Raw genomic sequence first — 15,101 nt, 5'->3', positions numbered from 1 at the left:
TCGTTGGCCGGGGTCTGGAAATCGATGCTGCCTTGAGTCTTGCCTGCTTCAACGGTGATGACCTGGCCGTTGGACAGGGTCACGGTCACCGGAGTCTGAGCCGGGTTGGTCAGGGTCACGGTGTAGGTGATGACACCGCCCTCAGTAACCGAAGGGTTCGCGGTCAGGGTCGCGGTTGTAGTGTCGATTGAATCATTGATCGTGGTAACCGCAGCCGCTGGGTTCGGCGTCAGCTGCTCGAAGTTGCCGCCCGTAGCGCTGTCGATGGTCACACTAACGGTCGAGCCGTTGTTATAGACGTCGTTCACCGGAGTTTGGAAGTCGATGCTGCCCTGGGTCTTGCCTGCTTCAACGGTGATGACCTGACCGTTGGACAGGGTCACGGTCACCGGGGCCTGAGCCGGGTTCGTCAGGGTCACGGTGTAGGTGATAACGCCGCCTTCAGTCACGCTTGGCGAGGCGGTCAGGGTCGCGGTAGTGGTGTCGATCGAATCATTGATCGTCGTTACAGCTGGCGTCGGGTTAGGCGTCAGCTGCTCGAAGTTGCCGCCCGTGGCGCTGTCGATGGTCACGCTAACGGTGGAACCGTTGTTGTAGACGTCGTTCGCCGGGGTTTGGAAGTCGATGCTGCCCTGGGTCTTGCCTGCTTCAACAGTGATGACCTGGCCGTTGGACAGGGTCACGGTAACTGGGGTTTGAGCCGGGTTGGTCAGCGTGACGGTGTAAGTGATCACGCCACCTTCGGTCACGCTTGGCGAAGCCGTCAGCGTGGCAGTGGTGGTGTCGATCGAATCATTGATCGTGGTAACTGCTGGTGTCGGGTTTGGCGTCAGCTGTTCGAAGTTGCCGCCCGTGGCACTGTCGATGGTCACGCTAACGGTGGAACCGTTGTTGTAGACGTCGTTGGCCGGGGTCTGGAAATCGATGCTGCCCTGGGTCTTGCCTGCTTCAACGGTGATGACCTGACCATTGGACAGGGTCACGATGACCGGAGTCTGAGCCGGGTTGGTCAGGGTAACGGTGTAGGTAATGACACCGCCTTCGGTGACGCTCGGCGAAGCCGTCAGCGTGGCAGTGGTCGTGTCGATCGAATCATTGATCGTCGTTACAGCTGGCGTCGGGTTAGGCGTTAGCTGCTCGAAGTTGCCGCCCGTGGCGCTGTCGATGGTCACACTAACGGTCGAGCCGTTGTTGTAGACGTCGTTAGCCGGGGTTTGGAAGTCGATGCTGCCTTGAGTCTTGCCTGCTTCAACGGTGATGACCTGGCCGTTGGACAGGGTCACGGTAACCGGAGTCTGAGCCGGGTTGGTCAGCGTGACGGTGTAAGTGATCACGCCACCTTCGGTCACGCTTGGCGAAGCCGTCAGCGTGGCAGTGGTGGTGTCGATCGAGTCATTGATCGTAGTAACGGCAGCCGCTGGGTTCGGGGTCAGCTGTTCGAAATTACCACCCGTGGCGCTGTCGATGGTCACGCTAACGGTGGAACCGTTGTTGTAGACGTCGTTCGCCGGGGTCTGGAAGTCGATGCTGCCCTGGGTCTTGCCTGCCTCAACAGTGATGACCTGGCCGTTGGACAGGGTCACAGTTACTGGAGTCTGGGCCGGGTTGGTCAATGTCACGGTGTACGTGATCACGCCGCCTTCGGTGACCGAGGGAGTGGCGGTCAACGTTGCAGTGGTGACATCGATGGTATCTGTAATTTCAGTAACCAACGGCCCTTGAGGTGGAGTTACTGAAATGCCACTCCCCCCGCTGGTACCGGTGACCGTGGTCGAAATTTGCCCACCATCAATGTAGGGCGTGTCATTCGGCGGGATCACGACGTTGACACTGCCAGTGGTCTGCCCGGCCGGAATGACGATCACAGAGCCATTGGCCAGGGTGATGAGAAGGTCGCTGCTCGGTGCCTGGCCAACCGTAGCGGTATAGACAATGACGCCACCCGCTTCGCTGATCGATGGCGTGGCCCCGACCACAAGGGTGGTGGCAACCGTAGTACTGGTTGTCGGCGCGGTGACACGATTGTCAGCAGTGGTTCCAGCCACCTCCACGGGGGCGGCCGCTGCGGCAAAACCAAGGCCTTCTGTAGGGAAGCCAATCGTGGGATCAACGCTGCCGGCCGTTTCCTCCAGCATGACGAAACTGTGGCCGCCACCTGCTGCACCGCCACCCGCAGCGGTCGGACCGGCAGCCGTGGCTTCAAGATCGGTGGTCGGGTCAGCGCCTGCAGCGATCGCTTGTTGCAATTCCTCGACCGACGGCGCTGCCTGGGCAGCGGCCTGGCCCAAGTCAGTACTGCTGTCAGGCGTGTCTGCGCTCCACTGGGTATCACGACCAAGGTCAAGCAACCGGCCGTCTGCCAACTCCAGCGTTACCGCGCCACCCGCACCGGTAAGGACCTGCTCACCAGCAAGAAGTCGATCGCCTTCTATGAGCACACGCCTGATGCCTTCAGGGGATACCGCAATAACCTGGCCGACAATACTTTTGACGATGGCTACAACGCTGCTCATTGGACTCTCCGTGTGACCCGCTGGGGTACTTCTGTGCCAGAGCGGCATCCGCAGCCACCTGAACAGGAATTATGTCGATGATCTCTTGACGCTTGATTGCGTCAACATTCCGTCTATGACGAAATAAAGTTAGATTTCTGCCAAACTATTGACCTTATATTGGCCATCCTAAACAATCACCAAGGTAATGTCACATTGATATTTCTACCTTAGCCAAGGGCCAATCAACAGCAAATGCGTTGCGTCATTAAAACAGCGCAATGGCACAGAGCATGCGGGTCTAAGTGATGACAGCGGCCAGAAACCACATGCTTTTCAACCGTTCGTCGGGCTCAGTAGGACCGACAGCGTCAACAGAAGGTCAATTTTGTTTATTGACGCCACATTCCTCATTCTCGTAAGCATAAACCTTGCCGATTACATGCCCGAGAATGTCCTAGGTGTTGCAAATTTTCCGGCTGATTCACCGTAGAATAAACGGCGGCCGACAGCGCTTATCGTCTAAATCAGGACTCGCCACGCGCCTGCGATTATCGGCCAGAGTCGACCAAGGAAGTGGGCTTCAAGGGATGAATTTTAACTAACATGGGCCTCACGACCGCCAGCAAACCAGCGCCTGATAAATGACATTGAGCTAGGCTGCTAAAGGTAGGCCCAACACATGTCGTTTCTCTGCTCTTTTCCCAGCATGCTGAAGCCTGGATGGCGAAGTGATTCAGAAATGAAACGTTTGTCTGCCGATCAGCGTCATGTAGTAAAGAGACCGATACAGTTGTTTACTCACCACCTAATTCAAGGCGACCATTGGCGACACCCTGCATCGCTCGCTACACGCCTACCGAGCGCCGACATGCATTGCCCCACTGAATGCCTGAGTTTGCTGCCATTAAATGATCGGCAGCCAGCTCACCCCCACCCACCACAAGGATGAAGAGAGCGCCGCGTGGAATCAGAAGTCAGTCGAGTCCAGCTCAACCATGACCCACGTAGTCAGCACGACGATCCTTTGCTGGATAGTCTGCTGAGCTTGTGTGTACTGCACCAGAAACCTGCCAGCCGGGTCATGCTTACCACGGGCCTGCCTTTGCCCGCCCAGCGCCTGAGCCCCGAGCTGCTGCCCCGTGCGGCGGCCAGGGCCGGCCTGCAGGGCCGCCTGTTGCAGCGCAAGCTGGAGCAGATCCCAAGCATCGCCATGCCCGCCATCCTGTTGCTCAAGGGTGGACGCAGCGCTGTGTTGCTCGGGTGGGAAAACGAAGACACCGCGCGGCTGTTGCTGAGCGAAAGCGATGGCGGCGAAGTACAGGTCAGCCGCGAGACGCTTCAGGACGACTACAGCGGGCGAGTGTTCTTCGCTCAACCGCAGCACAAATTCGACGTCAACCATGGCAACTTGATCCCGCGGGCCAAATCCTGGTTCCGAGATACGCTGCTGCGCAGCAAGTGGCTGTACATCGATGCCATCGCCGCCAGCCTGGTGATCAACCTGATCGCCCTCGCCGCGCCACTGTTCGTAATGAACGTGTATGACCGGGTCGTTCCCAACCAGGCGACCTCGACCCTATGGGTGCTGGCGGTCGGTATCGCAGGTGCCTATATCTTCGACCTGATCCTCAAGGGTCTGCGCGGGTTATGCCTGGACCTTGCAGGGAAAAAGACCGACCTGATCATTTCGGCGACACTGTTCGAACGCATCGTGGGCATGTCGATGAAGTATCGGCCGGCCCGGGTAGGTAGCTTTGCCCAGAACATTCACGAGTTCCAGGGATTACGTGACTTCCTGGCGTCGTTGACGCTGACCAGCCTGATCGACCTGCCGTTCACGGTGCTCATCCTGATCGTCATCGCAATCATCGGCGGGCACCTGGTGTGGATCCCCATCATTGCCTTCCCGCTGGCCTTGGGCATCGGCTATGCACTGCAGCGGCCGCTGATGGCGACCATGGAGCGGACCATGGCGCTGGCATCGGAGCGCCAGTCGAGCCTGATCGAGACCCTGGCAGGGTTGGACGCGGTGAAGGTCAACAACGCCGAGAGCGAGCGACAGTACATGTGGGAGCAGACGCTCGGTACCCTCAGCCGGCTGGAGTTGCGCGTCAAAGTCCTGTCGAGCCTGGCGATGAACATTACCCTGCTCATTCAGCAGCTGGCAGGGGTGGCGATGATCTGCGTGGGTGTCTACCTGATCATCGACGGCAACTTGAGCATGGGCGGCCTGGTAGCGTGCTACATGCTCAGCGGCCGTGCCCTTGGGCCGCTGGGGCAGCTCAATGGTCTGCTGGCTCGCTACCAGCAAGCCAAGGTGACCATGGTGTCCACCGACCACATGATGGAGCTGCCACAAGAGCGCAACTTCGAAGAGCGCCCGCTCAGCCGCAGAGTATTGCAGGGCAGCGTAGAGTTCCGCGGCGTGGACTTCACCTACCCTAACCAGCAGAACATGGCGCTTAAGAACATCAACCTGACCATCCGCCCTGGCGAAAAGGTGGGGATCATCGGGCGCAGCGGGTCGGGCAAGAGTTCACTGGCCAAGCTGATCGTTGGCCTGTACGAGGCCGATGGCGGCTCATTGCTGGTCGACGGCGTGGATATTCGCCAGATCGATGTCAGCGAACTGCGCCACAACATTGGTTATGTGCCCCAGGACATTCAGCTGTTGGCGGGCACGCTGCGGGACAATCTGGTCAGCGGGGCCCGCTACATCGACGACGAAATGATCTTGCAGGCGGCCGAGCTTGCGGGCGTGCATGAATTCGCGCGGCTGCATCCGGACGGCTACGAGCTGCAGGTAGGCGAACGTGGGCAGAACCTGTCCGGCGGGCAGCGTCAGAACGTGGCCTTGGGCCGCGCCTTGCTGTTGAACCCACAGATCCTGCTGCTCGACGAACCCACGAGCGCCATGGACAACACCGGCGAGGAACGCTTGAAACAGCGCTTGCAGGCTGTGGTGGAAAGCAAGACGGTGCTGCTGGTGACTCACCGGGCTTCGCTGCTGTCACTCGTGGACCGCCTGATCGTGATCGATCGCGGGCAGATCGTTGCCGATGGCCCGAAAGCGGCCGTCATGGATGCGTTGAAGAAGGGGCAGATCAGTGTCGCATAAGCTGGATTTCGGGCAACTCAAGGAAGGCCTGCGGCGTTACTTCAAAGGCAGTGACTCGCTGGGCGGTCAGCCGCTGCCCGAGGTCAACAAGGCCCTTATCGAAGATGCGCCGCGTGTGGTGCGCCTGACGATCTGGGGCGTCATTCTGTTCTTTGTATTTCTGATCGTCTGGGCCAGTTTTGCGCCCATCGATGAGGTGACGCGTGGTGAAGGCAAGGCCATCCCGTCATCCAAGGTGCAGAAAATCCAGAACCTGGAAGGCGGCATCGTGGCGGAAATCTTCGCCAAGGAAGGCGAAATCGTCGAGGTGGGGCAGCCTCTGCTGCGCCTGGATGAGACTCGCTTCGCCTCCAACGTGGGGGAAACGGAAGCCGATCGGCTGTCCATGGCCCTGCGAGTTCAGCGCCTGAGCGCAGAGGTTGACGGCAAGCCGCTTGAAATCGACGAAGAATTGCGCAAGGCCGCACCTAGCCAAGCGGCCAGCGAAGAATCGTTGTACCAGAGTCGGCGCCAGCAGCTTCAGGACGAGATTGGCGGACTGCAACAGCAACTGGTCCAGCGCCAGCAGGAACTTCGCGAGTACAGCTCCAAGCGCGGGCAGTACGCCAACAGCCTTGAGCTGCTGCGTAAAGAGATCAGCATGTCGGAGCCTTTGGTCGCGACGGGTGCTATTTCCCAGGTGGAAGTGTTGCGCTTGCGTCGTGCCGAGGTTGAAAACCGTGGTCAGCTCGATTCCACGTCGCTGGCCATCCCCCGTGCCGAAGCGGCCGTTCGAGAAGTGCAGAGCAAGATCGAGGAGACCCGCGGCAAGTTCCGAAGCGAGGCGCTCACCCAACTGAACGAAGCCCGGACCGAACTGAACAAGGCGACCGCTACCAGCAAGGCGCTGGATGACCGTGTCCACCGCACCATGGTCACCTCGCCTGTACGGGGTATCGTCAAGCAGTTGCTGGTCAACACCATCGGCGGCGTGATTCAGCCAGGCAGCGACATCATTGAGGTCGTGCCGCTGGACGATACGCTGGTCATCGAGGCCAAGATCCTGCCGAAGGACATTGCCTTCCTGCACCCAGGCCAGGAAGCCACGGTCAAGTTCACTGCGTACGACTACACCATCTACGGGGGACTCAAGGCCAAGCTCGAGCAGATCGGCGCCGATACCATCACCGACGAAGACAAGAAGACCACGTACTACCTGATCAAGCTGCGTACCGACCGCAGCCATCTGGGCACCGATGAAAAGCCGCTGCTGATCATTCCCGGTATGGTGGCGACGGTCGATATCATGACCGGCAAGAAGACCATCATGAGCTACCTGCTCAAGCCCATCATGAAAGCCCGCTCCGAGGCCTTGCGCGAACGCTGAGGCTATGCCCGCACGGTCTCGTGCGGGCCCTCATTACTGTTGGTCAGCGCTTATGGTGCGCCCAAGGGGCAGGTTCACCCACCAACTGCCCCTGAATCCCCCCTACACCCATTTCGCAGAGCACTGCGCGCTCGCCTTCGGTTTCCACACGTTCGGCCACCAGGGGCAGGTCGATGCTGTGTGCGGCACGCTGGATCGCCTCGATGAACAAACGCTTATGCTGCTCATGGTCGATGTTGCGGATGTAGCTGCCATCAATCTTCAGGTAGGCCAACCCAAGGTGGGACAGGTTGCCGATCATGCTGAAGCGCCCGCCAAACCGTTGCAGTGCCAGGCCGAAGCCAAGGCTATGCAGCCTTCGGGTCAGTTTCTCCAACGCCGGCTGGTCTGGTAGCTGCTCTTCTCCGATTTCGAACACCAAACGCGATCCGAGAGCGACGTTCTGGCTGAGCAGTTCGAAAATGCGGTGCAGAGCCTGGGCGTCCGCCAAGGTAGCGGCGGAGAGGTTCAGCGCCAGCACCTGGTCGTGGCCACGCATGTGCGCCAGCACCTTCTGCAGCACTAGAAGGTCCAGCCTTGGCATCCAGCCAAAGCGCTCGAGCCAAGGGAGGAATCGACCGGCTGGCAGCGCCTCGCCTTGTCGATCCTTCAGGCGGGATATCACCTTGTGGTGCAGCACATGCTGGGCAGTTGCACAATCGACCACCGGCTGGAAGAACAGCTCGAAGTGGCCGTTGGTGAAGGCCTGGTCAAGGCGCTCATGCCAGTCGTGCTGGCTGTCGGCAGCCACGGCAGCGACGCCTTGCTCCAGGCAGACCCAACCTGGGGTTGGCTGGTTCTCCGCGCGTGCCAGGGCCTCATCAGCCAGTTTGAGTAGGGCTGGGGGAGCGTCGCCCGGGCTGAAGGGGGCCAAGCCGATGCAGGCCACCGGTTGAATATCGGTAGCGCCCGTCTCATGCAGGCTCTGCAGCGTGGCCTCGAGCGCCTGGGCCAGCTGTATGGCTTCTTCATGCACCATACCAGGTGCCAGCACGGCGAATTCCCCACCACGGCTGCGGGAAATCAGGTCGTTGGTTTCCGGGAAGCTCGCGCAGGCGCGGCGCAATTGCTCACCAACCGCCTGCAGCAACTGATCCGTGCGCTGGCCACCTAGACGCGCGTTGAGGCCCGCCAGGCCTTGAACCCGAAGCAACAACAGGTAGCCTGCCCGTGCTTCCTCAAGGTTGCTGACCCGAGCATTGAGCTGCATTTCGAAATAGCGACGGTTGGACAGGCCGGTCAAGGTGTCTTGGTAGGACTCGGCGCGTAACCGCTCGCTGCGCTCGGCCTGCTCGGTGAACAGTGCCTTGAGCTTTTCCACCATCTGGTTCATGGCCTGGACAACGCGCCTGAGCTCGGGCGTGCGGGGCAGTTCAGGCAGGCTCAGGAATTCACGCCTGGCGATGGCATGGGACTGTTCGACCATGTAATCCAGCGGCTTGAGCTGCCGGCGCAGCAGCAACGCGCCCAGGATAGCGCTGGCAGCACCACAGAGCAGTAGCCAGCCCAGGCTGCCCAGCGCGCTTTGCCAGAGCTTGGCAATGGCGAACATGGGGTGGCTGATGACCTCGACGCGTGCCGCCTGCTGCCAGCCACGGCTGACCAACGCATCACCGCCGGCAGCTTCCAAGCCGATCAGGTGAACGAACCAACGGGGTACGCCCCCAGGGTCGGGTTCGGCATGGCGTTCGACGAGCACCGTATTGGAAGCCAGGTCCACCACCTTGATACTGGCGTAGTAGCCACTGTCGAAGATCGAACTCACCATCAGCTCGACCATGGCAGGGTCATCGATATTGGGCGTAAGCGACAGGGCCAGCGCAGTGGCTGCATCCTGTGCATGCGAGCGCAGCTGGTTGACATACTGGCTTCGCGAACTCTCCAGGCTGACCATGAAACTGCCGGTGAACGCCACTACCAGGAACAGGCAAATAGCCAACAGCAATTGTTTGAACAGTGACATCTGTGCTCCTTCAGTAAACCGGCTCGGCCGGGAAGCCTTCGGCCTGCATTTTTTTCAATAGGTCCTGCCAGCGCGACAAGCGCTTGGTGTCGCCCACTTTCTTGTTGCCACCGGCGCCTGTCAGCCATAGGCCTTCACCGTTGAAGGCATAGACGGGCAACAGGTCGGGACGCTGGCTGGCTGGCTTGATCGCGTCCATCAGGCTGTCGAGCACCAACGGCTGCGCCTGGGGCGTTGAATAATAAGTCAGTACCATGTGTGCCCGGTTCTGTCGCAAGGCCTTGACGTATGTGATCCGCAATTTCTCGCTGGGGATGCCCATGCGCCTGAGGCTGAAGTACTTGGCGATAGCGTAATCCTCGCAATCGCCAGCCCCTTTTATCAGTGCTTGGACCGGCGTTGCCCAGTAATCGACCTCGTGCCATAGATCGATATCCTCGACGTAGCGCAATTGTTGGTTAAAGAACCGGTTGACCACCTGCAGACGCTCAAGCTCTGTCCCCTGCTTCTGGGTGGCCATGAGGTTTTGCCAGGCATCGATCCGCGCTTTGCCCTCCCCCAAGGGCCCGTACAGCGCTTGCGACTTGCGACTGATCTGGGCGAAATCCCAGTCGGCATGCAAACCGCCCAGCAGCAGGCCACCCAGCAGCGCAGCCAGGGCAACTCGGTGCAGCACGGTTTTGAGCATCGGGGTGATCGCCACTGCCAAGCCCTGTCCAGGCCAGTCGAAAGAAGCGATGGTGCGGCCTGACACCGCAAAAGACAATGGCACATCGCGATCATCGGCCTCCCGGTCGGCGTCCGCCGCATCAACGCTTGCCGCGCGGGTCATGTCACTTCCTTTGCAGAGCAACTTCATCCACCATAGCCGCGCCCTGGGGCATGGCTCTGTAGAAGCCGGCATTTGACACGTCATACAGCTATACTTGTGTCATTGGATCCAACTTTGGTAATCGTTTAAGGCAGGCGTTGCGTGGCCGACAAAATCAAACTGAGCAGCGTGTTGAACAGTGAACAGTTGCTGCCACATCTGGCCCGCGGCGTTATTGAAGAACGCGTGCGCAGTGCCATTCTCGAGGGTCGTTTGCCTCCCGGAACGGCAATCAGACAACAGGAATTGGCGACACTTTATGGCGTCAGCCGTATGCCCGTGCGTGAGGCGTTGCGTCAACTGGAGGCGCAGTCACTGTTGAACGTGGAGCTTCACAAGGGCGCAGTCGTCGCGCCGCTGATCGGCGAGGATGCGGCAGATGCCTACGACTTGCGTGTTCTGCTCGAGAGCGAGGCGTTGCGCCAATCCATTCCGTTTCTGACGGCTCAGGACATCGCCAAGGCCCGCAGTCGTATCCAGCAACTGGAAAACGAGACGCGACATGCCGAGATCGCTCGCCTTAATCGTGAGCTTCACATGGTGCTGTATAGCAAAGCAGCAAACCAGAAACTGCTGCGCTTGATCGATGCCGAATTGATGCAGGAGGAGCGGTTTCTGCGCTTTCATCTTTCGTCGATGGGCCTGGGCAAGCTCACCCAGGACGATCACACAGCCTTGGTCGATGCTGCCAGTGCCAAACGTGTGAACGATGCGATTGCGGTATTGGAGCATCACCTCAACAGCGCAGCTGTGACCATTCGAAGGTATTTGGACAGCCAGCGACCCTACTGAATGGTGTGGGTATCGACAGGTAGGTTGCAAAATCTCGCGCCGGGCGAAACAATGAGACTAATTATCATTTAAGCCCCGACAGCTGTGTCACATGCCTAGCAACGATCTCGTGCAAAACCTCTACAGCGCTCATCATGGCTGGCTGCACACCTGGCTGCGCCACAGGCTTGGCAATGCGGCCGACGCTGCTGACGTAGCTCAGGATACTTTCATGCGGCTGTTGCAACGCCGCGAGCATCTGCAGATACAGCAGCCCAGGGCGTTTCTGCGCACGGTGGCGCGCGGGTTGATCATCGACCATTGGCGTCGAGAGGAACTGCATAAAGCCTATCTGGAAGCGCTGGCGCTGGTGCCTGAGGCTAACACCCCCGATGTTGAGACCCGCGAGCTGTTACTGGAGCTACTAGAACGTATCGCCAAAATGCTCGATGGCCTCAAGCCAAAGGTGCGCACTGCTTTCTTGCTAGCCCAATGTGAAGGCTTGCGCTATCAGGAAATTGCACAGCAGATGGGCGTATCGGTGAGAACGGTGGAGCGCTACATTGCCGACGCGCTTTATCATTGCTACCTGCTGCGCTATGAAGCGTAATGTCACCGTTTATGCCTAGCCCTCATCCAGACGCCAAGACAGTCAGACAGGCAATCCAGTGGATGCTGAAACTTCGCCACAGCGAAGACCCGGCTCTAAACGAACGCATCGCGCAGTGGCGGGCCGAGGCTGCGGCCCATGAGCTGGCCTGGCAGCGCGTCCTGCACCTGGACCAGGACTTGGACCTGCGCCACGTGCCCGCTGCGGGGGTTGCACTGCAGACACTGGAGGCCAGTCATCGCCGCCTTGAGCGGCGGCAGGCGTTGAAGCTGCTGGGCACCGTTGCCCTGTTCGGATCGGCTGCATGGCTGAGCAAGGACTTGAGTGTGGTGCAGGCCTGGTCATCCGACTACGCGACAGCCACGGGCGAGCGCAGACACGTGACATTACCCGACGGCTCTCGATTACAACTCAACACCCGCAGTGCCGTGGACGTGGCCTTCACCAGGCAGCAATTGGCGATCAACCTCAAGCGTGGGGAGGTCATGCTGGACTGTCGACAGGCAGGTCCTGGACAAGCGCCAGTCACGCTGCGCACCAGTACCGCATCGTTGCAAACCGTCGGGGGGCGCTTCGTGGGGCGTGTGGAGGACGATTGCCTGCGGGTGGTCGTCAGCGAGGGGCGGGTATTCACCCGCAGGCAGGGCACCGGCCTGATCCAATGGCTAGAGCCAGGTGGAGAATGGCGCGTCACCGCCACTGGTGCCGAGCACGTGGCGCCTTCAGGGATTGACGCGATGGCCTGGACCGAAGGCCTTATCGTCGGCAAGAACATGCTGCTCAGGGATTTCCTGACGCAGATCAGCCGTTATCGCCGGGGTTATCTCACCTGCAGCGACGACATTGCTGAGCTTCGCTTGTCCGGGGTATTTCGCCTTCAGGATCCAGAGCAACTGCTGCAATTGCTGCCTACCACGCTTCCCGTTCAAGTCCGTCAGTTGACGCGATGGTGGGTGCGCGTGGAGGCGCTGGACCATGCCTAGTCTTTGATCAACAAGGCCTGATTCTAATGTGTCGGGTTTTGGCCGCGCATCCGGCTAGATCAGTGAGAAGAATCTCCTGCACACTTTACGGACGCCTTCATGTCAACCAACCGGGTAAAACTGTACGCCTTTGGCGCGAATGATTTTCGACCTGTCTTGCACTCAGATTTGCTGAGCAATGCCATCCGCGCTGCCTTGCTGGGGACGGCGCTTGGATTGGCCATGGTGCCTGGCATGACACTCGCCGCTGATGCCTCGCAGGTCAGCTCGACCTATGCCATTGCGCCTGGCCCCCTGGATGAAGTGCTCAATCAATTTGCCCGTCAAGCGGGCATCACGCTTTCCAGTACACCGGCACTCACTCAAGGATTGCAGTCCAAAGGCCTTCATGGACAGTACTCAGCTGAGCAGGCGCTGGGGGTTCTGCTGGCTGGAAGCGGTCTGACAGCAGCGAACCAAGGAAACCGGACCTTCATCGTACAGGCCCAGCCAGCGGAGGCAGCGCTGGCGTTACCCGATACGGATATTCGAGGCTTCACCCTTGGCAATGCCTTGGGGAGCATGGAGGGTTATAACGCCACCCATAGCCAGGTCGCCACTAAAAGCAGCCTGGCATTGGTCGAGACGTCTCAATCGGTTTCGGTGGTAACCCGGCAACAGATCGACGACCAAGGCTCTCAAACCGTCGCACAGGCCATGCGCTATACCCCAGGCGTGATGACCAACCCCTATGGTGCGACGCACCGGTATGACTACGTGGCCATGCGAGGCTTCAACGATGGCTCGGTGGATAACATCTATGTAGACGGCCTCAAGTCCATGGGGGACAACGGCACCTACAGCACGATGCAGGTCGACCCCTATTTCCTGGAGCGGATCGATGTCTTGAAAGGGCCCTCTTCGGTCCTGTATGGCCGTAGCTCTCCGGGTGGATTGGTCGCACTGACCACCAAGAAACCCGTGTTCACCGCTTTTCATCAAGTTCAAGCATCGGTCGGCACGCAAGGTCAGCGCGGGCTGGGCTTCGACACCAGCGGCCCATTGGATGCAGACAAGCGTATTGCCTACCGTCTGACCGGTTTGGCAGACGCTTCGGATACGCAGTTCGATCACAACAAGGAAGAACGCTACGCCATCGCCCCGTCGCTTAGCATCGACTTCAGCGAAGACACATCGCTGACCCTGCAAGCCTACCTGCAGCATGATCCAAACGGGGGCTATCACGGTGGCAACCCTGCAGACGGAATGCTGAGTAAGCGTAATGGGGTACGCCTGTCGGATCACTTCTTCGAAGGGGAGCCGGGCATCGATAATTACGAGCGCACCCAGCAGTCGTTCAGTTACCAGTTCGAGCATCGCTTCAACGATGTATTTACCGCGCGGCAGAACTTCCGCTACCAGGACTCGGACGTGTCGATGGACCAGGTGTACTCGGCAGGTTGGGCAGATGCCGACAGTACCGTACTGAACCGAGCCTACACCGGGGGTGATGAGCGGCTGCACTCCTACATCATCGACAACATGGTCCAGGCTGAATTCTTCACCGGCATCGCCAAGCACACCCTGCTGCTGGGCACGGATTACCAGCGTCGCAAAGCCGATGTCTCGTGGCGCTATGGCACTGTAGACCCCCTGGATGCGGCTAACCCGCAGTATGGTAACGGCAACCTGCAGGTGCTTGGTGAAAACCGATACCAACGCCGGTTGCAACAGACGGGGGTCTATCTGCAGGATCTGGTGGAGCTGGATCAATGGCGCTTCTCACTGGGCCTGCGCCAGGACTGGGTCAAGGTATCAGAGGACAATCGCGATAACGATACCAGGGTCAGTGACAAGCGGTCCAACTTCACGACTCGCGCTGGGGTGCTCTATCTCTTCGAGAATGGCCTGGCGCCGTATGTGAGCTATTCCGAGTCCTTCAACCCGAATACCGTGTCCGATCAAGACGGAAAACCGCTCGCTCCTACCGAGGGCACACAGTGGGAAGCCGGCATCAAGTATCAGCCACCTGGTAGCGACAACCTGTATACCGCCTCGGTGTTCCGTATCGAGCAGGAGAACCTGGCTTCCAAACAACCTGACGAAGACTTCTACAGGCCTGTTGGTCAAGTGCGTTCACAAGGGTTGGAGCTCGAAGCGCATGTGCAGGTTACTGATAATCTGAAACTGCTGGGTGGCTATACCTACACCGACATCGAGTACTCGAAGTCGATGCCTAGCCTGGTATCCAGCGGTCTGGACAACAAAGGCAATTCGCCCACCCAGGCCCCGGAGCAAATGGTCTCGCTGTGGGCCGACTACAACTTCCGGCAAGGCGCGCTCGATGGGCTTAAATTGGGCGGTGGTGTGAGGTATGTGGGGCATAGCTGGGCCGATGCAGAGAACAGCCGCAAGGTGCCTTCCTACACATTGGTTGATGCCTCGTTGGGCTATGACCTGGGTAAGCTGGGTTTGAAGGGCTTGGATGTCCGCCTGAATGCCAACAACCTGACCAATCAGCGCTACATCACCTCGTGTGCCAGCTTGAATTACTGCTATATGGGCGAAGAGCGCAATGTCAGCGCCACAGTGAGCTACCAGTTCTGAAGCGCACAGCGGGACAGCCGCTTATCAGAAGCTAGCTATGTGGGGTGTTTAACCCGGAAAGAAAAAGCCCCTGTCTGCAACGCAGACAGGGGCTTTTTGTTTGAATCTTGACGATGACCTACTCTCACATGGGGAAACCCCACACTACCATCGGCGATGCATCGTTTCACTGCTGAGTTCGGGATGGGATCAGGTGGTTCCAATGCTCTATGGTCGTCAAGAAATTCTGTGTGCTGGCCCGTCGTCGACGTGCCTGCGAATCTCTGTAGTTCCTACTTAAAGACAAAACCCCTACCTGC

The 15,101-nt window shown here is 59.1% G+C and carries 9 protein-coding genes and 1 rRNA gene; 6 read left to right on the top strand and 4 right to left on the bottom strand.

Features of this window, described 5'->3' with window-relative positions; all coding sequences use genetic code 11:
• Positions 1-2,513: retention module-containing protein (locus ACF8E5_RS12895; RefSeq protein WP_392475375.1), on the bottom strand; the 2,513-nt coding region annotated here is incomplete at its 3' end.
• Between the two features lie 943 nt (positions 2,514-3,456).
• Here ACF8E5_RS12895 and ACF8E5_RS12890 point away from each other — a divergent pair.
• Together ACF8E5_RS12890 and ACF8E5_RS12885 are read left to right on the top strand one after the other, a co-directional pair.
• Positions 3,457-5,613 carry a type I secretion system permease/ATPase gene (locus ACF8E5_RS12890; protein WP_028687928.1) on the top strand — a complete coding sequence of 719 codons (2,157 nt, stop codon included), beginning with the start codon at positions 3,457-3,459 and terminating at the stop codon, positions 5,611-5,613.
• On the top strand, positions 5,603-6,979 hold the full coding sequence (locus tag ACF8E5_RS12885; protein WP_023535148.1) for an HlyD family type I secretion periplasmic adaptor subunit: 1,377 nt from the start codon (positions 5,603-5,605) through the stop codon (positions 6,977-6,979). The genes ACF8E5_RS12890 and ACF8E5_RS12885 overlap by 11 nt, the downstream gene beginning before the upstream one ends.
• 43 nt (positions 6,980-7,022) lie before the next feature.
• Here the strand turns inward: ACF8E5_RS12885 and lapD are convergent, their stop codons facing one another.
• Positions 7,023-8,981, bottom strand: a complete 1,959-nt coding sequence (lapD, locus tag ACF8E5_RS12880; protein WP_100850568.1) for a cyclic di-GMP receptor LapD — start codon at positions 8,979-8,981, stop codon at positions 7,023-7,025.
• 10 nt (positions 8,982-8,991) lie between these two features.
• Positions 8,992-9,753 carry a cysteine protease LapG gene (gene lapG, locus ACF8E5_RS12875; protein ID WP_178102757.1) on the bottom strand — a complete coding sequence of 254 codons (762 nt, stop codon included), beginning with the start codon at positions 9,751-9,753 and terminating at the stop codon, positions 8,992-8,994.
• A 201-nt stretch (positions 9,754-9,954) separates the two neighbouring features.
• On the opposite strand from lapG, the gene ACF8E5_RS12870 reads away from it, so the two are divergent.
• The 4 genes from ACF8E5_RS12870 (at position 9,955) to ACF8E5_RS12855 (ending at position 14,802) form a co-directional block, all read left to right on the top strand.
• Positions 9,955-10,644, top strand: a complete 690-nt coding sequence (locus ACF8E5_RS12870) for a GntR family transcriptional regulator (RefSeq protein WP_197844934.1) — start codon at positions 9,955-9,957, stop codon at positions 10,642-10,644.
• A 91-nt stretch (positions 10,645-10,735) separates the two neighbouring features.
• Positions 10,736-11,233 (top strand): sigma-70 family RNA polymerase sigma factor, encoded by a 498-nt coding sequence (locus ACF8E5_RS12865; protein ID WP_058639853.1) that lies wholly within the window; start codon positions 10,736-10,738, stop codon positions 11,231-11,233.
• Positions 11,234-11,244: 11 nt separating this feature from the next.
• Positions 11,245-12,216, top strand: a complete 972-nt coding sequence (locus ACF8E5_RS12860; RefSeq protein WP_326384436.1) for a FecR domain-containing protein — start codon at positions 11,245-11,247, stop codon at positions 12,214-12,216.
• Between the two features lie 171 nt (positions 12,217-12,387).
• Positions 12,388-14,802, top strand: a complete 2,415-nt coding sequence (locus ACF8E5_RS12855; protein ID WP_328298039.1) for a TonB-dependent siderophore receptor — start codon at positions 12,388-12,390, stop codon at positions 14,800-14,802.
• A 105-nt stretch (positions 14,803-14,907) separates the two neighbouring features.
• Here the strand turns inward: ACF8E5_RS12855 and rrf are convergent.
• Positions 14,908-15,023 (bottom strand): 5S ribosomal RNA (gene rrf, locus ACF8E5_RS12850).
• Positions 15,024-15,101 lie beyond the last annotated feature (78 nt).

This window comes from Pseudomonas sp. WSY_20 (genome assembly GCF_043104335.1).
Classification (GTDB): domain Bacteria; phylum Pseudomonadota; class Gammaproteobacteria; order Pseudomonadales; family Pseudomonadaceae; genus Aquipseudomonas; species Aquipseudomonas parafulva_B.
Note: the sequence above shows the minus strand (reverse complement) of the source record. Positions and strands in the feature narration are given on the sequence as shown.